The following is a 26049-nucleotide window of genomic DNA, read 5'->3' as shown; positions in this document are numbered from 1 at the left end:
CTTTTTTATGCCGCAGTTCTTTATCGACCGCCCGGTGTTTGCCTGGGTGGTCGCGTTGTTCATTCTGCTGGCCGGTGCCCTGGCCATTCCACAGTTGCCGGTGGCGCAATACCCCGACGTCGCGCCGCCGCAGATCGAAATCTATGCCGTGTACCCCGGCGCTTCGGCGCAAACCGTGGACGAAAGCGTGGTCAGCCTGATCGAGGAAGAACTCAACGGCGCCGATCACCTGTTGTATTTCGAATCCCAGAGCAGCCTCGGCAGCGCGACCATCAAGGCCACTTTCCAGCCGGGCACCAACCCGGAGCTGGCGCAGGTCGATGTGCAGAACCGCCTCAAGGCCGTGGAGTCGCGCCTGCCGCAAGCGGTCATCCAGCAAGGTTTGCAGGTGGAGAAAGTCTCCTCCGGTTTCCTGCTGTTGATCACCCTGACCTCCAGCGACGGCAAACTCGACGACGTGGCGCTCAGCGATTACCTGGCGCGCAACGTGATGAACGAGATCAAGCGCCTGGACGGCGTCGGCAAGGCGCAGCTGTACGGCGCCGAGCGGGCGATGCGGATCTGGATCGACCCGCAGAAACTGCTCGCCTTCAACCTGACGCCAGCGGACGTCAACGCCGCCATCGTCGCGCAAAACGCCCAGGTGTCGGCCGGCAGCATCGGCGATCTGCCAACCCGCACCACCCAGGAAATCACCGCGACCATACTGGTCAAGGGTCAGTTGTCGACCCCCGAAGAGTTTGCCGACATCGTCCTCAAGGCCAATCCGGACGGTTCGACCGTGCGCATCAGCGATGTGGCGCGGGTCGAGATCGGTAGCCAGGAATACCAGTTTTCCACGCGTCTGAACGGCAAGCCGTCCACCGCCGTCGCCGTGCAGTTGTCGCCTGGCGCCAACGCCCTGAACACCGCGACCCTGGTGCGGGCGAAGATGGATGAACTCAAGCGCTACTTCCCGGCGAACGTCGAGTACTCGATCCCGTACGACACCTCCCCCTTCGTCAAGGTCTCGATCACCAAGGTGGTCTACACCCTGGGCGAAGCCATGCTGCTGGTGTTCGCGGTGATGTTCCTGTTCCTGCAGAACATCCGCTACACGCTGATTCCGACACTGGTGGTGCCGGTAGCGTTGATGGGCACCTTTGCGACGATGCTGGCGCTGGGGTTTTCGATCAACGTGCTGACCATGTTCGGCATGGTGCTGGCCATCGGCATTCTGGTGGACGACGCCATCGTGGTGGTGGAGAACGTCGAGCGCATCATGGCCACCGAGGGCCTGTCGCCCAAGGAAGCCACGCGCAAGGCCATGCGGCAGATCACCGGGGCCATCATCGGCATCACCCTGGTGCTGGTCGCGGTGTTCATTCCGATGGCGTTCATGCAAGGCTCGGTCGGGGTGATTTACCAGCAGTTCTCGTTGTCGATGGCCACCTCGATCCTGTTCTCGGCCTTCCTCGCCCTGACCTTGACCCCGGCCCTGTGCGCGACGCTGCTCAAGCCGATTGCCAAAGGCGAGCACCACGAAAAGAGCGGATTCTTCGGCTGGTTCAACCGCCGCTTCGAGCAACTGACCGCGCGCTACCAAGGCTGGGTCGCTTATGCGTTGAAACGCACCGGGCGCTACCTGCTGATCTACGGTGTGCTGCTGATTGGTCTGGGCCTGGCCTTCAGTCGCCTGCCTTCCTCGTTCCTGCCGGTGGAAGACCAGGGTTACACCATCACCGACATCCAGTTGCCACCGGGCGCAAGCAAGAACCGCACGGTGCAGGTGGCCGAGCAGGTGGAAGCACACAACGCCGGCGAGCCGGGCATTCGCGACAGCGTGGTGATTCTCGGATTCAGCTTTTCCGGCAGCGGGCAGAATGCGGCGCTGGCGTTTAGCACGCTCAAAGACTGGTCCGAGCGCGGCAGCGACGATTCGGCCAGCTCGATTGCCGACCGGGCCAACGTCGCCCTCAGCCAGATCAAGGACGCGGTGACCTTTGCCGTGCTGCCACCACCCGTGGATGGCCTGGGTACGTCCAGCGGCTTCGAGTTCCGCCTGCAGGATCGCGGTGGTCTCGGCCATGAGAAGCTGATGCAAGCGCGCACCGACTTGCTCGCGGCCGCCGAAAAAAGCCCGATCCTGATGAACGTGCGCGAAAGCGCCCTGGCCGAGGCGCCGCAGGTGCAGCTGGTGGTCGACCGCAAGCAGGCCAACGCGCTGGGGGTGTCCTTTGCCGACGTCGGCAACGTGCTGTCCACGGCCGTGGGCTCGGCCTACATCAACGACTTCCCCAATCAGGGGCGGATGCAGCGCGTCGTGGTGCAGGCCGAGGGCGACCAGCGCAGCCAGGTGCAAGACCTGCTGAAGATCCACGTGCGCAACACCCACGGAACAATGGTGCCCTTGTCAGCCTTCGTGCAGGCCAAATGGACCCAGGGCCCGGCGCAGTTGACCCGCTACAACGGCTACCCGGCGATCAGCATTTCCGGTGAACCGACGCCGGGTCACAGCACCGGCGAGGCCATGGCCGAGATCGAGCGGTTGGTGGCGCAAGGCCCGGCGGGCCTGGGCCAGGAATGGACCGGGTTGTCGTTGCAGGAACGCCTGTCCGGCAGCCAGGCGCCGATCCTGCTGGGGCTGTCGCTGTTGATCGTGTTCCTGTGCCTGGCGGCGTTGTACGAGAGCTGGTCGATCCCGACCTCGGTGCTGCTGGTGGTGCCGCTGGGTGTGCTCGGCGCGGTGCTGGCCGTGACCTTGCGCGGTATGCCCAACGACGTGTTCTTCAAGGTCGGGCTGATCACCATCATCGGCCTGTCGGCGAAGAATGCGATCCTGATCATCGAGTTCGCCAAGAGCCTGTACGACGAAGGCCACGACCTGGTCGACGCCACCCTGCAAGCGGCACGCCTGCGGTTGCGGCCGATTGTCATGACTTCGCTGGCGTTCATCCTGGGCGTGGTGCCCCTGGCGATTGCCACAGGCGCCAGCTCGGCGAGCCAGCAGGCCATCGGCACCGGGGTGATCGGCGGGATGATCACGGCGACGCTGGCCGTGGTGTTCGTGCCGGTGTTTTTTGTGGTGGTGATGAAGCTGGTGCGCAAACGCCATAAAAGCACCTGAAAAAACACTGGTCCCTGTGGGAGCGGGCTTGCTCGCGAAGGCGGCGTGTCAGTCAACAGGGATGTTGAAGGTGATGGCCTCTTCGCGAGCAAGCCCGCTCCCACAGGGATCTCCGTGGTTTCAAGACTGGGGGCAACTGGGCTAAGGTGATTGCATCGCCCCAACCCGTCGAGCCTCCATGCCCTACCTCACCCACACCCACCCTCGCCTGTCCGCCGCCACGACGCTCGGTATCGCGGCGGGCATCCTGGTTCCGGCCGATTCGGTGATCAGCAAAATCCTCATCGGCTGGAATGCCGGAGTCTGGACTTACCTGATCCTCATGTCCTGGCTCACCGTGCGTTCAAAAGCGACCGACGTAAAACGCATAGCCGAAATCGAAGACGAAAATGCCGGGCTGGTTCTGTTGGTGGTGTGCATCGCGGCACTGGCCAGCCTGGCGACCATCACTTTCGAACTGGCCGGCAGCAAAGACCTGGAAACCACGCGCAAGCTCCTGCACTACGGCTTCACTGCATTGACGGTGATCGGCTCGTGGCTGCTGATCGGGGTGATTTTCAGCGTGCACTACGCGCGCCTGTTTTACACCTGGGAAGGCAAAGAGCCGGCGCTGCGCTTTGCTGAAGGCCTGACGACGCCCAATTACTGGGACTTCCTGTACTTCTCGTTCACCGTCGGCGTGGCGGTGCAGACCTCGGATGTCGGCGTGGCGACCCGTGATTTGCGCAAGATCGTGCTGGCGCAATCGTTGATCGGTTTTCTGTTCAACACCGCCATCCTTGGATTCTCAATCAATATTGCGGCGGGCCTGTTCAACTGATGCCTGCACAAACGTTCTAGTCATCGCACTTGCAGCAGGCGTTAAATAGCTCGGTTATCCGTCCCGCAGGTGCAACATGAGCGCTCACAACTGGATCGACCTGTCCCAGGATGCCGACACCGGCATCGAGACCCTGCGTGCGCATTTCGAAGGCCACGCCTACGACCCGCACTGGCATGACAGTTATCTGGTGGGCGTCACCGAGCAAGGGGTCCAGCAATTCAATTGCCGACGGGCCAGGCACCAGAGCACGCCGGGCAAGGTGTTTTTGCTCGAGCCCGGTGACATCCATGACGGTGACGCACCGACCGCCGACGGTTTTACCTACCGCATGCTGTACCTTGATCCGCAGTGGTTGCAGCGCGAACTCGGCGCCGTGTTCGATCATGCCCCCGACAACAGCCAACTGAGTTTCGCCGCCACCCTGGCCTGCGATGCGCGCCTGGCCCAGGCCACCAGCCTGGCGTTTGAAACCCTGCATCGCGGTGAGCTGAAGATCGTCCGCCAGACCGCCCTCGACGCGTTGCTCGAGCGCCTGACCAGCCACTTGCATTGGCGCGCCCGCGATGGCCAGGACCCGCGTCTGCCGCGCGTGGCGCAGAAGGCCCGGGACTACCTGCATGCCAACGCGCAGTACGACATCGGCCTCGATCAACTGGCCGCCGTCACAGGTGTCGACCGCTTCCGCCTGACCCGTGCGTTCAAAGCCGCTTACGGCATGGCGCCCCACGCGTATCTGGTGCAATTGCGCCTGGCAACCGCACGGCGAATGCTGGCCCGTGGCGAGCAACCGGCGGCGGTGGCGATGGCGCTGGGCTTTGCCGACCAGAGCCATCTGGGCCGCTGGTTCGTGCGCGCCTACGGCCTGACACCGGCGCTGTACCGCAAGCGCTGCTCAAATCTTCCAGACAAGTAACGCCAGGGATTGTGAAGATCGGTCTCACTGATCTTTACCGGAGTTTGCCCTCGATGCTGTCCTCTTTTCCGACGTTACTGCCCTTCTTGCTGTTTGCCTTTGTGGCATCCATCACTCCTGGACCGACCAACATTCTGGTGCTCAGCAACAGTGCCCGATACGGCTTGGGCGCAGCCCTGCCGATTATCTTCGGCGCCTGTGCCAGTGCCGCGACGCTGGTGTTGCTGGTGGGCATGGGCGTTGGTTCGTCACTGACGGCCTGGCCTGCGTTGCAAAGCGTCATGCAATGGGCCGGCGTGGCGTGGTTGAGTTATCTGGCCTGGCAGATTATCCGTTCGCCGGCCGAAGCCATCAGCACGCAGAAATCCGGAGCTCGACTGGGATGGGTGGGCGCCGCCAGCCTGCAATGGATCAACCCGAAAACCTGGATGATGGCGCTGGCTGTGGTCAGTGTTTTCGCCGGAGCGGGGGAAGATCGGCTCATCCAGGTGATCAATCTTTCATGGGTGTTTTTCCTGATCTCCTTGCCCTGCCTGGGTGCCTGGGCGCTGCTCGGTGCCGGGGCGAGTCGTTGGTTGAGCTCGCCCCGGGCCGTGCAACGTTTCAATCGCTGCATGGGCCTGGTGCTGCTGGGTTCAGCGTGGCTGAGCGTGCTGGCCTGAACGCCACCGGTCGGTGTTTTTTCGACAATCGACAATCCGGGGCTTGACGGCGAATTGGCTTTTGGTGTCTTCTGAAACCGGTTTCAGCGCTATCTCACGAAGCGCTCGACCTTATAAATCCAATAAGAAGGTTTCAGACCGTGAACGATTTCTCCGCCGCCCAGCGCAGCCGCGTGACCATGCTCGACGTGGCCGAACACGCCAAGGTCTCCAAGGCCAGCGTTTCGCGGTTCATTGGCGAAGACCGCGCCCTGCTCTCCGATGCCATAGCCCAGCGCATCGAGCAGGCGATTGCGGAACTGGGCTATCGCCCCAACCAGATGGCCCGCGGCCTCAAGCGTGGGCGCACCCGCCTGATCGGCATGCTGGTGGCCGATATTCGCAACCCTTATTCAATCGCCGTGATGCACGGGGTGGAAACCGCCTGCCGTCAGCACGGCTATAGCCTGGTGGTGTGCAACACCGACCGCGACGACGAGCAAGAGCGCCAGCACCTGGCCCTGCTGCGCTCGTACAACATCGAAGGCCTGATCGTGAACACCCTCGGTCATCACCGTGACGAATTGCACGAACTGCACCGGGAAATGCCCCTGGTGCTGGTGGATCGCAAGGTCGAGCACCTTGAGAGCGACATGGTCGGGCTGGACAATCCGGCAGCCGTTGAAATGGCCCTCGCGCATCTTGAAGAACGCGGCTACCGCGACGTGTTGATGGTGTCCGAACCGTTCGATGGCACCAGTTCACGGATCGAACGGGTCGCCAGTTTCAAGGCGCAAATTGCCCTGCGCCCGGCCCTCCATGGCAGCCTCATCGAAACCGGCAGCGAACTGACCGCAAAACTTGCAACCTTCCTCGACACGCCCGGCCCCGGCCCGAAAGCGCTGTTTTGCGCGAACGGCATTGCGGCGCTGGCCTGCACCCATGCGTTGCGTGAACTCAAGTGCAACCTGTTCGAGGATGTGGGCTTGATCGCCCTCGATGACCTGGATTGGTATCCGTTGGTGGGTAGCGGGATAACTGCGCTGGCCCAGCCAACAACCGAGATTGGCGCCAGTGCGTTTGAGTGTTTGCTCAAGCGGCTGCGGGGGGATGACGGGGCGGTGCGGACACTGGATTTTTCGGCGCGGTTGATTGTTAGAGGATCGACCCTTGGACATTCTCGGTGAATGTTCCGGCCTCTTCGCGGGCAAGCCCGCTCCCACATTTGGAATGCATTCCCCTGTGGGAGCGGGCTTGCTCGCGAAGGGGCCATCAAGATCACCCACTATTTTTTTGAACAAAAATGAAACCGGTTTCAGAGGTAAAACAACAATGAACAAACCCGCCGTTTCCATCAGCCTTTCCAGCTACGGCGCCGACCTGGTGCGCCAGCGCGGCCAAGGCAGTTTTATCGAAGTACTGGCCGCCGCCGGCGCCACGCGCATCGAGTGGCGCGAAGAATTACTGACCATTGAAGACCCCGTTCAACTGGCCAATGCCACTCAGGCAGAAGGCCTGGATAGCGTGTATTCATCGCCAATGGAACTCTGGTTGGCCGGACAATCCAGGCCCAATCCAGAACTGATCACCGCCCTGCAACGCGCCCAGGCGTTCGGTGCCAAATGGCTGAAAGTGTCGCTGGGCTATTTCACTGACAACTGCGACCTGCACTTCCTCGCCCGGCTGCTGGACGCCAGCCCCGTGCAGTTGCTGGTGGAAAACGACCAGACCCTGCACGGCGGGCGCATCGAACCCTTCCAGCGCTTTTTCACTGAGGTCGAGCAACACCACTTGCCGATCAAGATGACCTTCGATATCGGCAATTGGCACTGGCAAGACCAGTCCGCCGCCAGCGCCGCGCGCCTTCTCGGACGCCACGTCGGCTATGTGCACTGCAAAGCGGTTACCCGTCGCGCCGACGACAAGCTGGTCGCCATCGCGCCGACCGCCAGCGACTTGCAACAGTGGGAACAGCTGCTGGGGCACATGGCCCAAGGCGTTATGCGGGCCGCGGAGTATCCGCTGCAAGGTGATGACCTGGTGCAGCTGACCCGCGAACACGTGGCAGCCCTCGCCCGCCTCGGCCAGGCGCAACGGGAGAGTGCTCATGTCTGAGATCGATATTCTGTCCTTCGGCGAGACCATGGCGATGTTCGTCGCCGAGCAGGAAGGCGACCTGGCCAGCGTTGGCGCCTTCCACAAACGCATCGCCGGGGCTGACAGTAATGTGGCGATCGGTTTGTCCCGGCTTGGCTTCAACGTGGCATGGCTAAGTCGGGTCGGTGCCGATTCGTTGGGCCGGTTCGTGGTCGACACCCTGGAAAAAGAAGGCCTGGATTGTCGTCACGTCGACATCGACACCGCCCACCCGACCGGTTTTCAACTCAAGTCCCGCACCGACGATGGCAGCGACCCGGTGGTCGAGTACTTCCGCCGTGGTTCGGCGGCCAGCCACCTGTCGCCGCACTCGATCGTGCCCGAGTTGCTCAAGGCCCGACACCTGCACGCCACCGGCATTCCCCCGGCGCTGTCGGAGTCGGCGCGGCAGATGTCGTTCGAGTTGATGACCCGCATGCGCGAGGCCGGGCGCAGCGTGTCCTTCGACCCGAACCTGCGCCCGAGCCTGTGGGCCAGCGAACGACAAATGATCACCGAGATCAACCGCCTCGCCGCCCTCGCCCATTGGGTGCTGCCGGGCTTGAGCGAAGGTCGCTTGCTGAGCGGTTTCGAAGACCCGGCCGACATTGCCGCCTTCTACCTCGACCAGGGCGCCGAAGCCGTGGCGATCAAGCTTGGGCCGCACGGTGCTTACTACCGCACACATCTTGATCAGGGTTTCGTCGCTGGCGTGCCGGTGGCAACGGTGGTCGATACGGTGGGCGCCGGCGATGGTTTTGCCGTCGGCATGATCAGCGCGCTGCTGGAAAACCATAGCTTTGCCGAGGCCGTGAAGCGTGCCAACTGGATTGGCAGCCGTGCGGTGCAGAACCGGGGGGATATGGAGGGGTTGCCGACCCGATCCGAAATGGATGTCGAATTTGCGGCCGTCTTCGCGGGCAAGCCCGCTCCCACAGGTTTTGCGTCTGTGGGAGCGGGCTTGCTCGCGAAGGGGCCAGCACAGTCACTGAAGATCTAAAAACCGTTACCTGCTGCAACAAAAACAACAAGCTCAGGAGCACCACTCATGAAAACCGCAACGCTCGCCACCCGCCGCTGGTGGTACATCATGCCCATCGTGTTCATCACCTATAGCCTGGCGTATCTGGATCGCGCCAACTACGGGTTCGCCGCCGCGTCCGGCATGGCGGCGGACCTGATGATCACACCAGGCCTGTCGTCAATGCTCGGCGCGCTGTTCTTCCTCGGCTACTTTTTCTTCCAGGTACCCGGCGCGATCTACGCGCAGAAACACAGTGTGAAGAAGCTGATTTTCGTCAGCCTGATCCTCTGGGGCAGCCTGGCGACCTTGACCGGGATTGTCTCCAATGCCTACTGGCTGATCGTCATTCGCTTCATGCTCGGCGTGGTCGAAGCGGCCGTCATGCCGGCGATGCTGATCTACCTGTGCCACTGGTTCACCCGCGCCGAACGCTCGCGGGCCAACACCTTCCTGATCCTCGGCAACCCGGTGACCATGCTCTGGATGTCGGTGGTCTCGGGCTACCTGGTGCAGCACTACAGCTGGCGCTGGATGTTCATCATCGAAGGTTTGCCGGCAGTGTTGTGGGCATTCATCTGGTGGCGCCTGGCCGATGATCGTCCGTCACAGGCCAAGTGGCTCAACGATCAGGAAAAGCAGGATCTGGAAAGCGCACTGGCCGCCGAACAGGTCGGCATCAAGGCCGTGAAGAACTACGCCGAAGCGTTCCGGTCACCCAAAGTGATCATCCTGGCCCTGCAGTTTTTCTGCTGGAGCATTGGCGTGTACGGTTTCGTGTTGTGGCTGCCGTCGATCCTCAAGGCCGGCGCGCAGATGGACATGGTCCAGGCCGGCTGGCTGTCGGCGCTGCCGTACCTGGCGGCGGTGATCGGCATGCTGCTGGTGTCCTGGGGTTCGGACAAACTGCAAAAACGTAAACGTTTCGTCTGGCCGCCACTGCTGATTGCCTCGATCGCCTTCTATGGCTCCTACGCCCTGGGTGCCGAACACTTCTGGTGGTCCTACACCCTGCTGGTGATTGCCGGCGCCTGCATGTACGCGCCTTACGGCCCCTTCTTCGCGATCATCCCGGAGATCCTCCCGGCCAACGTCGCGGGCGGCGCCATGGCGCTGATCAACAGCATGGGCGCCCTCGGCTCGTTTGGCGGTTCCTATCTGGTCGGTTATCTGAACAGCTCCACCGGCTCGCCGGGTGCGTCGTACCTGTTGATGAGCGGCGCGTTGATGTTCTCGGTGGTACTGACGATTTTCCTCAAGCCCGGCGCCAGCGACCGGGAGCGGCCCTCGGCCACGTTAACGCGCGCCGCCACGGCACATTCCTGAACTGAAATCGAGATCCCGAAGATGAAAAAGCAGGTCGTCCTCTACAAGAAACTCTCGCCGCTATTGATGGCTCGCTTGCACGAGCAGGCCGAAGTGACGCTGATCGAAAACCTTGATGCCGAGGGCCAGGGCAAACTGCGCGAGGCCCTGCCCCGCGCTCACGGTTTGCTCGGTGCCAGCCTGAAGCTGGATGCCGAACTGCTCGACCTGGCGCCCGACCTACAAGCCATTGCCAGCGTCTCGGTGGGCGTCGACAACTACGACATCGACTACCTCACCGAACGGCGAATCCTGCTGAGCAACACGCCGGATGTGCTCACCGAAACCACCGCCGACACGGGGTTTGCACTGATCCTGGCGACCGCCCGGCGGGTGGTGGAACTGGCGAATCTGGTTCGCGCCGGCCAATGGAACCGCAACATCGGCCCGGCGCATTTCGGCAGCGACGTGCACGGCAAAACCCTGGGCATCATCGGCATGGGCCGTATTGGCGAGGCCCTGGCGCAGCGCGGGCATTTCGGGTTTGGCATGCCGGTGATCTACCACAGCCAGTCACCGAAACCGGCAGTGGAACAGCGGTTCAATGCGCGCTATCGAAGCCTGCCGGAACTGTTGCAACAGGCCGATTTCGTTTGCCTGACGTTACCGCTGACCGCTGAAACCCAAGGGCTGATCGGCGCAGAGCAGTTCGCCCAGATGCGTCCCGAGACCATCTTCATCAATATTTCGCGGGGCAAAGTGGTAGACGAAGCGGCGCTGATCGAAGCCTTGCGCACGGGCCGCATTCGCGCGGCGGGGCTGGATGTATTCGACCGCGAACCCTTGAATCAGGACTCGCCGTTGCTGCAGTTGAACAACGTGGTGGCCACACCACACATCGGCTCGGCCACCCATGAAACACGGGAGGCCATGGCCAGGTGCGCGGTGGACAACCTGTTGGCGGCGCTGGCCGGTGAGCGGCCGGCCAATCTGGTGAATGTTGGGGCGTGGAAGGGCTGAGGTATTCGGTGCCTGTCAGGCAGCCTTCGCGAGCAAGCCCGCTCCCACACTAGATCGTGTACAACCGAGATCAAATGTGGGAGCGGGCTTGCTCGCGAAGAGGGCAGCACAGGCAACACAAATCCTTCAGGCCCGCCGCACCTCCAGCAAATCCGTCGCACACAAAGCAATGCGCCGGCATGCATCAGCCAGCTTCATCTGATCCACCACCAGACCGATGCGGATATGCCCCGCCGCACTCGGCCCGAAAGCTTCACCGGCCAGCACCGACACGCCATAACCTTCCAGCAGTCGCTCGGCGAAGCGCTGGGCCGATAACCCGGTCTGGCGCACATCGACCATCACGAACATTCCGCCGTCCGGGCGTATCGGCTTGAGCCCCGGGCATTGCCCCAGACTTGCACACACCAGGTCGCGGCGCTGGCGATACTCTTCACGCATCGAGGCCACTTCCGGCAGGTCCCGGTCCAGCGCCAACTGCGCAGCGTTTTGCACGAAATCCGGGATACCGAACAACATGCTCAGCGACAAATTGACCAGGTGACCCGCCATGGGCTTGGGCCCGATCACCCAGCCCACCCGCCAACCGCTCATGGCGTGGGACTTGGACAGGCTGTTGATCGTCGCGGTGCGCTCGGCCATGCCCGGCAGGCTCGCCGGGCTGATGTGCTGGCCTTCGTACAGCAAGTCGCTGTAGACCTCGTCACTGATCAGCCACAAATCGTGACGAATGCACAGTGCCGCCAGCTCTTGCCAGATGGCCAGTGGCAAACTGGCGCCGGATGGATTGTTCGGACTGTTGAGCAGTATGGCGCGTGTCTTGGGCGTGATCCGCGCCGCGACATCCAGCGGGTCGACGCGAAACCCGTTCTGCGGGCGCACCGGCACCGGGACCACGGTGGCCGCACACGCGCCGATCACGCCTTCATAGGTCACGTACATCGGCTCGGCGACAATCACTTCATCGCCCGGGTCGAGCAGGCATTGCGCCACCGAATACACCGCGCACTGCGCCCCTGGAAAGACGATCACGTGTTCGCCATCCACCACCTGGCCATTGCGTTGCCGATGCCGGCGGGCAATGCTGTCGCGCAGCCCGCGACTGCCGCGCACTTCAGGATAGTGCGTATCACCGGCCAACAAGCTGGCGATGGCGGCCTGGACAATGGGTTGCGGCGTATCGAAGTCGGGGTCGCCAATGGACAACAGCAGGACGTCGACGCCCTGTTCGCGCAAGTGCAGCGCTCGATCGTGAATCTGCCAGGCCGCCGCACCGTCACCGGCGATTCGTTGGGTCAAGGCTGAGTAGCGCATGTTGTTCTCCTGTCGCGCGGGTACTCCAAGCCACAACCCTATCTCAAATCACGAAACGCGCCAGCATGGCGTTCAAATCCACCCTCGAAATTGCCATCGGAGCTTTTGTGGCGAGGGAGCTTGCTCCCGTTCGGTTGCGCAGCAACCGCCGAACAAGGGGGGCCGCTGCGCAGCCCAACGGGAGCAAGCTCCCTCGCCACAAGGATGTCGTTGATTGACAGGCATCGTTCAAGGCTTGCGAACAGCCATCCGCCAGACACGCGCGATGTCGGTTGCCCGCTCACGCAGCAAGCGCGGCGCTTCGGCGCAGGCCTGTTCCAGGGTCATCGGTCCGCTCGCCAGGGCAAACGCAGCGTCGATGCCGTGCTCATAAAGCGCCTGATACCCCTCGCCCAGGGTGCCGGCGATGACGATGACCGGCACGGCGTGTTGCCTGGCCACACGCGCCACACCGAATGGCGTCTTGCCGCGCAGGGTTTGCGCATCGAAACGCCCTTCGCCGGTGATCACCAGATCGGCGCCTGCAACCGCCTCGGCCAGACCCACCAGTTCGCCGACCACCTCGACCCCGGCCTTGAACTGCGCACCCAGGAACGCCTTGGCGGCAAACCCCAGGCCACCCGCCGCGCCACTCCCCGGTTCGTCGCGAACGTCGTTGCTCAAAGCGGCCGCGCAATGGTCGGCAAAGTGCCCCAGCGCCCGGTCCAGTTGTTGGACCTGCACGGGCGAGGCGCCTTTTTGCGGGCCGAAAATCGCCGAGGCGCCGTGGGGGCCGCACAGCGGATTATTGACGTCGGCAGCGATGTCGAAGCGCACCTGCGCCAGACGCGGATCGATATCGCTCAGGTCCACCCGGGCCAATTGCGCAAGGGCGAGTCCGCCCGGTGACAACGTCTGTCCCTGAGCGTCCAGCAACTTAACGCCCAAGGCCTGCATGGCACCGGCGCCGCCGTCGTTGGTCGCGCTGCCGCCAATCGCCAGGATCACCCGTTTTGCACCGGCATCCAGTGCGGCACGGATCAATTGCCCGGTGCCGAAGGTGCTGCTGATGCACGCATCCCGCTGCGCCACCGGGACCAACTGCAAACCGCTGGCCTCGGCCATTTCGATGATCGCGGTGTGGCTCTGCGGCAACCATCCCCAGGCGGCATCCACCATGGCCCCCAGCGGCCCGCGAACCAGGGTGCGACGCAGTTCGCCTTCGCACGCGGCAAGAATCGACTCGACAGTCCCTTCCCCGCCGTCGGCCATCGGGCATTTGACCAGTTGGGCATCAGGCCAGACCTGCGCCAATCCCAAGGCAATGGCGTCGGCTACGCCTTGAGCGCTGAGGCTGTCCTTGAACGAGTCGGGGGCGATTACGATTTTCATGGGAATTCTCCAGTTCCAATGCCCACATGCTGCCAGCCGCCATGAACAATAACGCCGGTCCGCTGCACAAGCGGTGTTGAGGATTATTGTTCATTTCCACAAAACCCGAGGCAGACGTTTCACCTGTAGGAGCGAGCTTGCTCGCGATGGAGGGTAACGATGACGCGGGAAATCAGACTTACCGCGGCGTCCTCTGTTTTTTCGCGAGCAAGCTCGCTCCTACAGGGGGATTTTGTCGCTCACGAAATTGAGTCCGGCTCGGGCAGCAGTTGCACGCCCAGATACAGCGCGAGCATCCCATCAAGCCGCAGCGGATCGACGCCGCTGAGCTCGGCAATCCGTTCCATGCGATAACGCAGGCTGTTGCGATGGATGCCCAGCGCCTCGGCGCAGGCCTGGCTCTGGCCGTCGTGTTCACACCAACTGCGCAGGGTCGCCAGCAACTGACCATTGCTGTCCTTGGCAATGACCTTGCGCAGCGGGTTGAGCAATTCGTCGAGGGCGTCGTCGTTGCGGTGGCGCCAGAGCATCACCGGCAGCCGATAGCGGTTGAGCGTCAGCAATCGGGAGTGCGGCAACACTTCGCGACCGTAGGCCAGCAAGTCACCGACCCGGCGATAGCAGCGACGCAACACCGCCAGCCCATCGGCTTGCCCACCGACGGCAATGCGCAGGATGTTCCAGCCGAGGCCGTCAAGCTTGTCCAGCAAACGCTCGTTCTCGATCGTCTGGCTGGCCGGACGGCACCAGAGCAACGAAGTTTTGGCCGAGCTGACGCACCAACTGTCCGGGTGGCGAGTGGTCAACCAGGCACTCAGTGCCTCGACGGTTTGCCCCGCAGCATGTTCCAGGCCCAGTTCGAACAGGTACGGCACCCGGGTCATTTGTGGCTTGAGACCCAACTGCTGCGCCTCATCGATCAGTCGCGGAGAATCCCCGGCTTCGCTGAGCAGCAGCGCCAGCAGATCATCGCAGCGCTGGCGCCGCCATTGCTGTTCGGCCTGCTGGTTGCGCTGGCCCACCAGCATCTCGGCGGTCATGCGCACCAGTTCGGCATAGGTGCGCAGTTGCTCGGGTTCGCCGGTGATACCCAGCACGCCGATCAGGCGCTGATCGAGCAACAGCGGCAGGTTGATGCCCGGCTGCACACCCTTGAGATGAATCGCCGTCTGCGCATCGATCTCCACCACGCGGCCGTTGGCCAGGACCAGTTGCGCGCCTTCATGCCGGGTGTTGACCCGTTCCGGTTCGCCACTGCCCAGGATCAGGCCCTGGCTGTCCATGACGTTGACGTTGTACGGCAGGATGGCCATCGCCCGGTCGACGATGTCCTGGGCCAGGTCGTGATCGAGTTCGAACATGCAAGTGATCCTTGAAGACGGTGATGGAACGGGTTGTTCACCCGCACAGGCCTTGGTTGCAAACCCTGTGCTCAGGCACAAAGACAGCCACCCTGAGGGTGGTCGAGACTCTCTGGGCGATCAACGTTACCCTTTGCATCGCAAAAAATCATAATAAAGAGAGAGCCGCCATGACACAGAGCGCCGTAGCGTCCGAGGCCATCGCTGACGACAAAAACGCCGTCTACAAACGCATCACCCTGCGTTTGATCCCCTTCATTTTCATCTGCTACCTGTTCAACTACCTCGACCGGGTCAACGTTGGATTTGCCAAGCTGCAGATGCTCGACGCGCTGAAGTTCAGCGAAACCGTGTACGGCCTGGGCGCCGGCATCTTCTTTATCGGTTATGTGCTGTGCGGCGTACCCAGCAACCTGGCCTTGACGAAATTCGGTCCTCGGCGCTGGATCGCGCTGATGATGATGACCTGGGGCACGCTGTCGACCTGCCTGCTGTTCGTCACCACGCCGACCGAGTTCTATACCCTGCGCCTGTTCACCGGTGCCGCCGAAGCCGGGTTCTTTCCGGGCGTGGTGCTGTATCTCTCGCAGTGGTTCCCGACCTTCCGCCGTGGCCGCATCATGGCGCTGTTCATGTCGGCGATCCCGGTCTCCGGCCTGCTCGGCAGCCCCTTCTCCGGCTGGATTCTCAACCACTTCGCCGCGGGCCAGGGCGGTCTCGCCGGTTGGCAGTGGATGTTCCTGCTGCAAGGCATTCCGACGGTGATCCTCGGTGCGCTGGCTTACTTCCTGCTCAGTGACAGTTACGCCAATGCGAAATGGCTGACCCCGTTCGAGCGTTCGGTGCTGGAAGCGGACCACGCTGAAGACCTGGCCAACAAACCGAAAACCACCACTGATTCGCTGCTGGCGGTGTTCAAGAACCCGGCGATCTGGGCCTTCGGCCTGATCTACTTCTGCATCCAGAGCGGCGTGTACGCGATCAACTTCTGGCTGCCCTCGATCATCAAGAACCTGGGCTTTGGCGATAACCTGGTGATCGGCTGGCTCAGTGCGATTCCGTACCTGCTGGCGGCGGTGTTTATGCTGATCGTGGGTCGCTCGGCGGACCTGCGCAAAGAACGTCGCTGGCATCTGGTGGTGCCGATGCTGATGGGCGCGCTGGGGCTGCTGATCGCGGTGAACTTCGCCGCCAACCCGGCCATCGCGATTCTCGGCCTGACCATCGCCACCATGGGCGCCCTCACCGGCCTGCCGATGTTCTGGCCGGTGCCGACCGCCCTGCTCAGTGCCGGCGCTGCTGCCGGTGGCCTGGCGCTGATCAACTCGATGGGCCAGATGGCCGGATTCCTCAGCCCGTACCTGGTGGGTTGGGTCAAGGACAGCACCGGTTCGACCGATGCGGCGCTGTACCTGCTGGCGGGGGTGATTGTCTGCGGCAGTCTGCTGGCGTTGCGCATGACTCGTACGCTGCGCACCTGATCCCCACAAATCAGGTGTGGGAGCGGGCTTGCTCGCGAAGGCGGAGTGTCAGACAACAATATTGTCGACTGATACACCGCCTTCGCGAGCAAGCCCGCTCCCACATTTGATTCGATTTGCGTTTGCTCCAGGGTGCAGTTCTGGTATCTGATTGAGCCTTTCCCACCGGTAAAAGGATTTGCTCATGAGCTATCGCACACTGGGTCATTCGGGCCTGCAGGTGTCCACCCTGACCCTGGGCACCATGATGTTCGGCGAACAGACCAGTACCGAAGACTCCCTGCGGATCATCGACAAGGCCTGGGACCAGGGCATCAATTTCATCGACACCGCCGACGTCTACACCAACGGCCGTTCCGAGGAAATCGTCGGCGAGGCCATCGCCAGCCGCCGTCATGAATGGGTACTGGCCACCAAGGTCGGCTTCGGTCCCGTGGACGGTATCCCCAACCGCAGCGGTCTGAGCCGCAAGCATCTGTTCAACGGTCTCGACGCCAGCCTGAAGCGCCTGGGCACCGACTACCTCGACATCTACTACCTGCACCGTGAAGACCACAACACGCCGCTGGACGTCACGGTATCGGCCATCGGCGACTTGATTCGCCAGGGCAAGATCCGCTATTGGGGCCTGTCCAATTATCGTGGCTGGCGCATCGCCGAAGTGATTCGCGTGGCTGACAAGCTCGGCGTTGACCGGCCGGTGATCAGCCAGCCGCTGTACAACATCGTCAACCGTCAGGCTGAAACCGAGCAGATCACGGCGGCGCAAAACTATGGTCTGGGCGTGGTGCCCTACAGCCCGCTGGCACGCGGGGTGCTCAGCGGTAAATACGCGCCGGATGTGAAACCGGACGCCAACAGCCGTGCCGGTCGCCAGGACAAACGCATCCTGGAAACTGAATGGCGCGTCGAATCCCTGCGCATCGCCCAGCAGATCCAGCAGTACACCCAGGAGCGCGGCGTCGGCATCGTCGAGTTCGCGATTGCCTGGGTGCTGAACAACAGCGCCGTGACCTCGGCCATTGTCGGGCCGCGTACCGAAGCGCAATGGGACGCCTACACTAAGGCGCAGGCGGTGAAGATCACGGTCGAGGACGAGGCGTTCATCGATGCGCTGGTGACACCGGGGCATGCGTCGACACCGGGGTTCAATGATGTGAGCCATTTTGTGTCGGGGCGTAAACCGCGTAGCAACTGAGTGAACAGATAACCCATTGTGGGAGCGGGCTTGCTCGCGAAGGCTGCTTAACATTCAACATTGATGTTGGCTGGAAAACCGCTTTCGCGAGCAAGCCCGCTCCCACAGTTGGACCGTGTTGATTGATTGGTCAATATTCGGCTCGAAAACCACGTATCCTCCGCACCCCCCGTTTCACCTTCAACCTCGCGAGGACAGCTTGTCTAAAGGTATCGCTCTATCGGTTTCAGCCTCGGTGCTGTTTGCCGTCATGTATTACTACACATCGCTGCTCACACCCTTGAGCGGCGTGGAAATCTTCGGTTGGCGCATGCTGCTGACCGTGCCGTGCATGACCGTGTTCATGGTGGTGTCCGGCGAGTGGAAGCGCGTGCTGGAGATCGTACGGCGCGCCAAGGCCGATCCGAAGCTGATTGGCGCGCTGATCGCCTCCTCTGCCCTGCTCGGCGTGCAATTGTGGCTGTTCATGTGGGCGCCGCTCAACGGTTACAGCCTGGATGTATCCCTGGGTTACTTCCTGCTGCCGCTGACCATGGTGTTGACCGGGCGGATCGCCTATGGCGAACGCCTGTCGTACCTGCAAAAAGTCGCCGTGGTGTTCGCCTGCCTGGGCGTGGTCAACGAGGTGTATCAGGTCGGTGGTTTTTCCTGGGCGACGTTGCTGGTCTGCATTGGTTATCCGGCCTACTTCGTTCTGCGCAAACGGCTGGCAGCGGACAACCTCGGCGGCTTGTGGCTGGACATGGCGTTGACGCTACCCGTGGCCTTCTGGTTCGTTCAGAGCGGTGCACAGGGTTTTCTCGTGTTTGACCAGCACCCATGGTTGTCGCTGTTGATCCCGCTGCTCGGCGTGATCAGCGCTTCAGCGCTGGTGGTCTACATCATTGCCAGTCGCCTGCTGCCGTTCAGCCTGTTCGGCTTGTTGAGCTACGTCGAACCGGTGCTGCTGCTGGGCGTGGCGCTGCTGTTGGGAGAGAGCATCAAGGCCGGCGAATGGCTGACCTACATCCCGATCTGGATGGCGGTGCTGGTGCTGGTGTTCGAAGGGTTCAAGCATCTGGTGCGGCAGCGCAGGCCTTAACCACACCCAAAACAAATGTGGGAGCGGGCTTGCTCGCGAATGCGGTGTGTCAGCCAGCTTAGATGGCGACTGACACACCGCTTTCGCGAGCAAGCCCGCTCCCACAGTTTTTTACAGCGTCAACGGTTTAGTCAGTGGAGAGAACACCACGACGAACCTGGTCACGCTCGATCGATTCGAACAGCGCCTTGAAGTTGCCTTCGCCGAAACCGTCATCGCCCTTACGCTGGATGAACTCGAAGAACACCGGCCCCATCAGGGTTTCCGAGAAGATCTGCAACAGCAGACGCTTGTCGCCCGATTCGGACGAACCGTCCAGCAAGATGCCACGCGCCTGCAGTTCGCCGACCGGCTCGCCGTGGTTCGGCAAACGGCCTTCGAGCATTTCGTAATAGGTGTCCGGCGGCGCGGTCATGAAACGCATGCCGATGCTTTTCAGGTGGTCCCAGGTCTTGAGCAGGTCATCGGACAGGAAGGCAACGTGCTGGATGCCCTCGCCGTTGAACTGCATCAGGAACTCTTCGATCTGCCCGGCGCCCTTGGACGATTCTTCGTTCAGCGGGATGCGGATCATGCCATCGGGTGCGGTCATGGCCTTGGAGGTCAGGCCGGTGTACTCGCCCTTGATGTCGAAGTAGCGGATTTCGCGGAAGTTGAACAACTTCTCGTAGAAGTTGGCCCAGTAGGCCATGCGACCGCGATACACGTTATGGGTCAGGTGATCGATGATCTTCAGGCCGGCACCGACCGGGTGACGGTCAACGCCTTCGATGAACACGAAGTCGATGTCATAAATCGAGCTGCCTTCACCGAAACGGTCGATCAGGTACAGCGGCGCACCGCCAATGCCTTTGATCGCCGGCAGGTTCAGCTCCATCGGGCCGGTTTCGATGTGGATCGGCTGGGCGCCGAGTTCCAGGGCACGCTTGTAGGCTTTTTGCGAATCCTTGACGCGGAACGCCATGCCGCACACCGACGGGCCGTGCTCGGCCGCAAAGTACGAGGCGACACTGTGGGGTTCATTGTTGAGGATCAGGTTGATCGCGCCCTGACGATACAGGTGCACGTCCTTGGAGCGGTGGGTCGCCACCTTCGTGAAGCCCATGATCTCGAAGATCGGCTCCAGGGTGTTCGGGGTCGGCGATGCGAGCTCGATGAACTCAAAGCCCATCAGGCCCATCGGGTTTTCGTATAAATCTGCCATGGTTGGCGCCTCATCATTTTTTATCAATTAACTAAGGTTAGTTGTAAGCAATGCTGAGACCACTGGGTGGCGCACAGGAGATGCCCCGCACGCTGCGGGCGAGAAAATCACCGTAGATCAGTTGAAACCCGAATATCTTCATTGTCGACCCAAGGCTCTTGCGGGCGAGGCTTCTGCTGCCAGAAGACGATTATTATTGTATGCGTAACCTGATTCTACACAGCGTAAATAGATTTGTCCGCCTTCTGTATCAAATCCCCTTTTTCCTTACCCGCGCAAGGGGTTTGTTGCAGAGGAAAATCCCCGCCAGTATCAGCCCGCCGCCCAGGCACATGACCAGCGTCAACGGCTCATCGAGCAACAGCGCTGTAAAAGCGACGGATCGACATCGGCTTTGTGGTGTTGCCCGAGGAGCGTTTCAACACGGTCGCGCTGTTGCCCGCTGACCACCCGCTGGCGGTTCACGACAGTCTGAACCTGAAGGACCGTTGCGACTTCCCGTTTGTGCTGACCGAGGCCGGGTCTTCGGAGCTGGTTTCACGCCTGTTCACCGCGGCCCGACTGACGCGCAACATCCGTTATCGCTGCTCGCAGCTGATGAGCACCCTGGATGTCGTCGCTCGTGGCGACGGGGTGACGGTCGGCGCCGAAGGTTCATTGCCAGCATAACTACCAAGGGCCAACTATCATGGCCATTACCCGAACTCTTTATGGGAGGCGTATTGCCCTGCCAGCTGTTGAGAGCCTTACTTCTTCGTGACGGGATTCGCGAATGCCGCTGAAAGCCAAAACCCGCAGTCGCAGCACAAAAGTTGCTGTCACCCTGATCAGCGGATTGCTCCCGGTGCTGCTGGGGGCCATCATTCTTTACATGCAGGCAGGGCGTGTGCTCAAGCAAGACAGCGAAAAAACCGCCGAGGAAGCAGTTCGTCAGTTCGACTTGATGCTCGACAACGCCGCTCAGGCCGCACGCGAACTGCTGCCGATGGCTGGCCAAAGTTGCGGTGACGTCAAACTGGCGCTGCGCGAGCAGGTCACTCGTCGCCCATTCGTGCGCTCGACCAATCTGGTGTGGGACAACAACCTCTATTGCAGCTCGCTGTTCGGCGACTATCAGGAGACGGTCAGCCCCGGCGACTACACCCAGGGCGCTTTGTGGCTCATGAACGGCAATCCGGTGACGCCCAACACCGCCTTGCTGGTTTACCGCCTGAGCGAAGGAAAAAAAGGTGCGCTGACGACCCTCTATGGTTATCACTTGGGCAACGTTCTGCGCTTGATCGGCCGCCAGACCTTGCTGGTGCTGCAAGTTGGCCCGGACTGGATGTCCGCCGATGGCAAGGTTCACACAGGTGCCGCGCCTGAACTACCCGTTGCGCAGAGCCGCTTGACCTCCGGGCACTATGCTTTTGCCGTGCAAGCCGGTTTCCCCAAAGGCGAAACCTGGCGATACATGAGCAGCGAGTATCCCCCCCTGTTCAGTCTGCTGATTTTCTTCGGCGTGATTGCCGGGTCAATTGGTCACTTCCTGCAAAAGCGCTCATCGGCCCCCACCCAGGAAATGCAACGGGCACTGGAAGCCGCAGAGTTCATTCCGTACTTCCAGCCCGTGGTGCATGGCGACAGCAAAAGCTGGTCCGGCGCTGAAGTGCTGATGCGCTGGAAACATCCGAAGGAAGGCCTGGTGCGTCCGGACCTGTTCATCCCGTTTGCCGAGCACTGCGGACTGATCGTACCGATGACCCGTTCGCTCATGCGACAAACCGCCGCCCTGCTCGCGCCGAAATCCGCCGGATTCAACAAACCCTTTCACATTGGCATCAACATTACCGCCAGCCATTGCCAGGACCTGGATCTGGTCAAGGATTGCCGCGAGTTTCTCGATGCGTTCGAGCCGGGCTCGATCTACCTGGTACTGGAACTGACCGAGCGCGAACTTATCGAGCCAACGGCGATCACCCTGCAACTGTTCGAGCAACTTCGCGAACTGGGCGTGAAGATCGCCATCGACGATTTCGGTACGGGTCATTCAAGCCTTGGCTACCTGCGGCAGTTCAATGTCGACTTCCTGAAAATAGACCAGAGTTTTGTCGCCATGATCGGCATCGACACCCTCTCCAGCCACATCCTCGACAGCATCATCGACCTGGCCGTGAAACTCGACCTTGCCATGGTGGCCGAAGGTGTCGAAACCCGTGAGCAGAGTGATTACCTCAGCGCTCGTAAGGTCAACTTCCTGCAGGGTTATCTGTTCGGCAAACCCATGCCCGGGGCGGAATTCATTAGTGCATTAAGCAACCATTAACTCGAAAATTTAATCGATAAAACAACGACTACAGGCATAAATTTGAATCAAGACACTACCAACGTTACATGAAGAAAAAGACAGGATTTACTCTTGGCCAATTAACTACTACAATTTTTCCTGCCTGCGCTAATTTGGCAGGTGAGCCACTATCACCGAGTCGCTTCAAGGCTCTTGGCTTATAGCTTTGTTTGCGGTTGGTATCAGCCAAACACACTATTGGAGTAAAGATATTGTCCAGACTCGCTGAATTTCGTGCAGCCGAAAAGGCCCTTCAAGAACAGCTCAAGCAGTTGGAATCCCTGAAGAACGATGCCGGGCTCAAGAAAGAAATCGAATTCGAAGAGAAGCTCCAGGGCTTGATGAAAACCTATGGCAAGAGCTTGCGCGACATCATCGCCATTCTCGACCCTAACCCGGCAAAATCCGGCCTGCAGCAAGCAGCACCGAAAACCCGCCGTGCTCGTGTGGTCAAGGTTTATCAGAACCCGCATACCGGCGAGCTGATTGAAACCAAGGGCGGCAATCACCGCGGCCTGAAAGCCTGGAAAGAACAGTACGGTGCAGCCACCGTTGACTCCTGGCTGCGCGGCTAACTCTCGCGGCGACAAAAAAGCCCTGCTTATGCAGGGCTTTTTCATGGGCTATCTAAATGCCCCCGGCGAGCACAAGACAACTACCTGGCCGCCAACTACTTTGTGCTTAATCCATTTGGATATCTAAAATTTTTATCATGCATCGAAAAAGCACTGTCGCCAACTAAAGTTTCAAGCTGTTACGGGCTGCGTCTATTTCATCCTGGCTCGCCTTATAAGCCTCGGCCTGCCCTGCATAGGAAAAAACATAGGCCTTATCGGCATCCACCGCGGCCACCAATGTTTGCGAAAGCACATGCCTGCCGTTTTGCGTCACGGTGCAGGTTGTTTCCAGCGCGGCCAATCGACTCAAGGTAGTCGAATGAATTCGCGTACAGACACTTTGATACCCACCCTGAAAGAAGTCTTTTTGAACCGACTTGCGCATCTCCAGCAATACGCCTTCGAGGTTTACCTGATGATCGCTTTGCACCGGGCTCATGGTCAGCTCCATCACCAGGAGCGGCGATCCGTCCTTATCATTTTTCACCGCCCGCTGGCGACTCACCCCCGCCGCAGAGTCAGGGACAGCTTCGATCTGCCAGCCTTGCGGCCAGGTCACCACTGGCGCATCGGCACGAGCAGCGCCAGCCAGCGAAAACACACTCAGCAGGATAAACAGCAGGTTACGGAATCGAATCATTGCAATCGGCACTCACGGATCAAGCCGTAAAGTCTGGGCCCAGGCCGGCTGTCAGGCAATAGCCGACTGTTTGGGTTTGGTGATGTCCGTACCCTTGCGTATCATTGTCACCATTCGTTAGCCCACATATTTTCCGGAGGGCCCATGAGCCTGCACGAATTGAACACCTTCCCCGGCGTCACCGCCCAACCGGACACCGCCACGCAGAAATTTGTCTTCAACCACACCATGCTGCGGGTCAAGGACATCACCAGGTCCCTGGACTTCTACACACGCATCCTGGGCTTTAGCCTGGTGGAAAAACGCGACTTCCCGGAAGCCGAGTTCAGCCTGTATTTCCTGGCGCTGGTCGACAAAAACCAGATCCCGGCCGATGCCGCCGCGCGCACCGAGTGGATGAAATCGATCCCCGGTATTCTCGAACTGACCCACAACCATGGCACAGAGAACGACCCGGACTTCGCTTACCACAATGGCAACACCGACCCCCGCGGTTTTGGCCATATCTGCATCTCGGTGCCGGACATCGTCGCCGCCTGCGAGCGCTTTGAAGCACTGGGCTGCGATTTCCAGAAACGCCTGAGCGATGGCCGCATGAAGAGCCTGGCATTCATCAAGGACCCGGACGCCTACTGGGTCGAGATCATCCAGCCAGCGCCGCTGTAAAGCCCACCACACATCCCCTGTGGGAGCGGGCTTGCTCGCGAAGGCGGAGTGTCAGTCAACAAAAATGTCGTCTGATACACCGCCTTCGCGAGCAAGCCCGCTCCCACATTGGTGATGTGCAAGGCACAAAAAACCCCATTATCGCTCATGGGGTTTTGTGTTTTCAGCGCCGGGTTTTATGCCGGGGCGGACGTGCGGATCAGGTGATCGAAGGCGCTTAGCGAAGCCTTGGCGCCCTCGCCCACCGCAATCACGATCTGCTTGTACGGCACAGTGGTCACGTCGCCGGCGGCGAACACACCCGGCACCGACGTTTCACCGCGAGCGTCAACAATGATCTCGCCACGGGGTGACAGCTCAATCGTGCCTTTGAGCCAATCGGTGTTGGGCAGCAAACCGATCTGCACAAAGATCCCTTCCAGCTCCACGCTGCGCACTTCGTCGCTCTGGCGATCCTTGTAGCGCAGGCCGTTGACCTTCTGGCCGTCGCCGGTGACTTCGGTGGTTTGCGCACTGGTGATCACGGTGACGTTCGGCAGGCTGTGCAACTTGCGCTGCAACACCGCATCGGCGCGCAACTGAACGTCGAACTCCAGCAGCGTGACGTGGGACACGATGCCCGCCAGGTCGATGGCCGCCTCGACGCCGGAGTTACCGCCGCCAATGACTGCCACGCGCTTGCCCTTGAACAGCGGGCCGTCGCAGTGCGTGCAGTACGCCACGCCTTTGTTGCGGTATTCCTGCTCGCCCGGGACGTTCATTTCACGCCACCGCGCTCCAGTCGCCAGAATCACGCTTTTGGCTTTGAGCGATGCGCCACTGGCGAAGTGAATCTGGTGCAGCTCGCCATTTTTGCCGGGCACCAGTTTGTCGGCACGTTGCAGATTCATGATGTCCACGTCGTACTGTTTGACGTGTTCTTCCAGGGCCACGGCCAGTTTCGGCCCTTCGGTTTCCTGCACCGAGATGAAGTTTTCGATGGCCATGGTGTCCAGCACCTGACCACCAAAACGCTCGGCCGCGACACCGGTGCGAATGCCTTTACGAGCCGCATAGATGGCCGCCGAAGCACCGGCCGGGCCACCGCCGACTACCAGTACGTCAAAGGCGTCCTTGGCGCTGATTTTCTCGGCCTGACGCTCAATGCCGCTGGTGTCGATCTTCGCGAGGATTTCTTCCAGGCCCATGCGGCCCTGACCGAAATTCACACCATTGAGGTAGATACTTGGGACCGCCATGATCTGGCGCTCATCGACTTCAGCCTGGAACAGTGCACCGTCGATGGCGACGTGGCGAATGTTCGGGTTCAGTACCGCCATCAGGTTCAGCGCCTGGACCACGTCCGGGCAGTTCTGGCACGACAGCGAGAAGTAAGTCTCGAAGTTGAACTCGCCTTTGAGCGAACGGATCTGTTCGATCACCTCGACACTGGCCTTGGACGGATGACCGCCGACTTGCAGCAAGGCCAGCACCAGCGAAGTGAATTCGTGGCCCATCGGGATGCCGGCAAAACGCAGGCTGATGTCGGCTCCCGGGCGATTGATCGAGAACGATGGCTTGCGTGCATCATCACCGTTGTCGAGCAAAGTAATCTGGGTGGAAAGACTGGCAACGTCTCTCAACAGTTCGAGCATTTCCTGGGATTTCGCACCGTCGTCGAGGGAAGCAACGATCTCGATTGGCTGGGTGACCCGTTCCAGGTACGATTTCAACTGGGCTTTAAGATTGGTGTCCAACATACGGGCGATTTCCTTTTTGCTTTTGCGAAGACATAAAAAAACGCCCGAGCGAATCTCGCCCGGGCGTTTTTATTGGGCGGTGCAGC

The 26049-nt window shown here is 60.9% G+C and carries 21 protein-coding genes and 2 pseudogenes; 16 read left to right on the top strand and 7 right to left on the bottom strand.

The annotated features are described in order from the left end of the window. The first annotated feature begins 7 nt into the window (after nt 1-7). From KSS91_RS13395 to KSS91_RS13355, 9 genes are all read left to right on the top strand, one after another. The gene (locus tag KSS91_RS13395) at nt 8-3106 is read left to right on the top strand and encodes a multidrug efflux RND transporter permease subunit (protein WP_217838277.1); all 3099 of its coding nucleotides are present in this window, start codon (nt 8-10) and stop codon (nt 3104-3106) included. Nucleotides 3107-3284: 178 nt separating this feature from the next. Beyond that, nucleotides 3285-3926: a DUF1345 domain-containing protein gene (locus KSS91_RS13390; RefSeq protein ID WP_217838276.1), complete on the top strand. Its 642-nt coding sequence runs from the start codon at nt 3285-3287 to the stop codon at nt 3924-3926. A gap of 76 nt (nt 3927-4002) precedes the next feature. Beyond that, complete coding sequence (locus KSS91_RS13385; protein WP_217838275.1) at nt 4003-4842, top strand: AraC family transcriptional regulator; 840 nt, start codon at nt 4003-4005, stop codon at nt 4840-4842. 53 nt (nt 4843-4895) lie between these two features. Continuing rightward, nucleotides 4896-5504 (top strand): LysE family translocator, encoded by a 609-nt coding sequence (locus KSS91_RS13380; protein WP_217838274.1) that lies wholly within the window; start codon nt 4896-4898, stop codon nt 5502-5504. Nucleotides 5505-5644: 140 nt separating this feature from the next. After that, nucleotides 5645-6670, top strand: coding sequence for a LacI family DNA-binding transcriptional regulator (locus tag KSS91_RS13375; RefSeq protein WP_302470062.1), 1026 nt, complete (start codon nt 5645-5647; stop codon nt 6668-6670). 145 nt (nt 6671-6815) lie between these two features. After that, nucleotides 6816-7598 carry a sugar phosphate isomerase/epimerase family protein gene (locus KSS91_RS13370; RefSeq protein WP_217838273.1) on the top strand — a complete coding sequence of 261 codons (783 nt, stop codon included), beginning with the start codon at nt 6816-6818 and terminating at the stop codon, nt 7596-7598. Continuing rightward, nucleotides 7591-8619, top strand: coding sequence for a sugar kinase (locus KSS91_RS13365; protein ID WP_217838272.1), 1029 nt, complete (start codon nt 7591-7593; stop codon nt 8617-8619). Before KSS91_RS13370 ends, KSS91_RS13365 begins: the two co-directional genes overlap by 8 nt. A 48-nt stretch (nt 8620-8667) precedes the next feature. Then, the gene (locus tag KSS91_RS13360) at nt 8668-9966 is read left to right on the top strand and encodes an MFS transporter (protein WP_217838271.1); all 1299 of its coding nucleotides are present in this window, start codon (nt 8668-8670) and stop codon (nt 9964-9966) included. 21 nt (nt 9967-9987) lie between these two features. Next, complete coding sequence (locus KSS91_RS13355; RefSeq protein WP_217838270.1) at nt 9988-10965, top strand: 2-hydroxyacid dehydrogenase; 978 nt, start codon at nt 9988-9990, stop codon at nt 10963-10965. A 126-nt stretch (nt 10966-11091) separates the two neighbouring features. Here KSS91_RS13355 and KSS91_RS13350 read toward each other — a convergent pair whose 3' ends face one another. The 3 genes from KSS91_RS13350 to KSS91_RS13340 form a co-directional block, all read right to left on the bottom strand. Then, nucleotides 11092-12279, bottom strand: a complete 1188-nt coding sequence (locus KSS91_RS13350) for a pyridoxal phosphate-dependent aminotransferase (RefSeq protein ID WP_126045696.1) — start codon at nt 12277-12279, stop codon at nt 11092-11094. Between the two features lie 228 nt (nt 12280-12507). Next, nucleotides 12508-13650 (bottom strand): glycerate kinase, encoded by a 1143-nt coding sequence (locus KSS91_RS13345; RefSeq protein WP_217838269.1) that lies wholly within the window; start codon nt 13648-13650, stop codon nt 12508-12510. A 239-nt stretch (nt 13651-13889) separates the two neighbouring features. Next, nucleotides 13890-15011, bottom strand: a complete 1122-nt coding sequence (locus KSS91_RS13340) for a sugar diacid recognition domain-containing protein (RefSeq protein ID WP_217838268.1) — start codon at nt 15009-15011, stop codon at nt 13890-13892. 170 nt (nt 15012-15181) lie between these two features. Here KSS91_RS13340 and KSS91_RS13335 point away from each other — a divergent pair, with 170 nt between their 5' ends. The 3 genes from KSS91_RS13335 to rarD all read left to right on the top strand — a co-directional run bounded on the left by KSS91_RS13335 (nt 15182) and on the right by rarD (nt 18771). Next, nucleotides 15182-16492, top strand: a complete 1311-nt coding sequence (locus KSS91_RS13335) for an MFS transporter (RefSeq protein WP_217838267.1) — start codon at nt 15182-15184, stop codon at nt 16490-16492. A gap of 184 nt (nt 16493-16676) precedes the next feature. Further along, nucleotides 16677-17690 carry an aldo/keto reductase gene (locus KSS91_RS13330; RefSeq protein WP_217838266.1) on the top strand — a complete coding sequence of 338 codons (1014 nt, stop codon included), beginning with the start codon at nt 16677-16679 and terminating at the stop codon, nt 17688-17690. Between the two features lie 199 nt (nt 17691-17889). Continuing rightward, the gene (gene rarD, locus KSS91_RS13325) at nt 17890-18771 is read left to right on the top strand and encodes an EamA family transporter RarD (RefSeq protein WP_015094940.1); all 882 of its coding nucleotides are present in this window, start codon (nt 17890-17892) and stop codon (nt 18769-18771) included. 127 nt (nt 18772-18898) lie between these two features. Here rarD and hppD read toward each other — a convergent pair whose 3' ends face one another. Next, nucleotides 18899-19975: a 4-hydroxyphenylpyruvate dioxygenase gene (gene hppD, locus KSS91_RS13320; RefSeq protein WP_007979060.1), complete on the bottom strand. Its 1077-nt coding sequence runs from the start codon at nt 19973-19975 to the stop codon at nt 18899-18901. A 250-nt stretch (nt 19976-20225) separates the two neighbouring features. Then, a pseudogene (locus tag KSS91_RS28210) lies at nt 20226-20357 on the bottom strand (EamA/RhaT family transporter); the annotation flags it as partial. On the opposite strand from KSS91_RS28210, the pseudogene KSS91_RS13315 reads away from it, so the two are divergent. The 3 genes and pseudogenes from KSS91_RS13315 to KSS91_RS13305 form a co-directional block, all read left to right on the top strand. Then, a pseudogene (locus KSS91_RS13315) lies at nt 20348-20638 on the top strand (LysR family transcriptional regulator substrate-binding protein); the annotation flags it as partial. The pseudogenes KSS91_RS28210 and KSS91_RS13315 sit on opposite strands and share 10 nt — an antisense overlap. Before the next feature lie 109 nt (nt 20639-20747). Continuing rightward, on the top strand, nt 20748-22280 hold the full coding sequence (locus KSS91_RS13310) for an EAL domain-containing protein (RefSeq protein ID WP_217838265.1): 1533 nt from the start codon (nt 20748-20750) through the stop codon (nt 22278-22280). 233 nt (nt 22281-22513) lie between these two features. Next, complete coding sequence (locus tag KSS91_RS13305; protein ID WP_008065377.1) at nt 22514-22876, top strand: histone-like nucleoid-structuring protein, MvaT/MvaU family; 363 nt, start codon at nt 22514-22516, stop codon at nt 22874-22876. Between the two features lie 163 nt (nt 22877-23039). Here the strand turns inward: KSS91_RS13305 and KSS91_RS13300 are convergent, their stop codons facing one another. After that, nucleotides 23040-23558 carry a DUF4946 domain-containing protein gene (locus KSS91_RS13300; protein ID WP_217838404.1) on the bottom strand — a complete coding sequence of 173 codons (519 nt, stop codon included), beginning with the start codon at nt 23556-23558 and terminating at the stop codon, nt 23040-23042. Between the two features lie 144 nt (nt 23559-23702). On the opposite strand from KSS91_RS13300, the gene gloA reads away from it, so the two are divergent. Further along, nucleotides 23703-24224 (top strand): lactoylglutathione lyase, encoded by a 522-nt coding sequence (gloA, locus tag KSS91_RS13295; RefSeq protein WP_217838264.1) that lies wholly within the window; start codon nt 23703-23705, stop codon nt 24222-24224. Between the two features lie 176 nt (nt 24225-24400). Here the strand turns inward: gloA and ahpF are convergent, their stop codons facing one another. Further along, nucleotides 24401-25963 carry an alkyl hydroperoxide reductase subunit F gene (gene ahpF, locus KSS91_RS13290; RefSeq protein ID WP_217838263.1) on the bottom strand — a complete coding sequence of 521 codons (1563 nt, stop codon included), beginning with the start codon at nt 25961-25963 and terminating at the stop codon, nt 24401-24403. Nucleotides 25964-26049: the final 86 nt, after the last annotated feature.

Source organism: Pseudomonas azerbaijanorientalis (assembly GCF_019139795.1).
GTDB classification, from domain to species: Bacteria; Pseudomonadota; Gammaproteobacteria; order Pseudomonadales; family Pseudomonadaceae; genus Aquipseudomonas; species Aquipseudomonas laurylsulfatiphila.
This window is presented reverse-complemented; position numbering and strand designations above follow the sequence as displayed.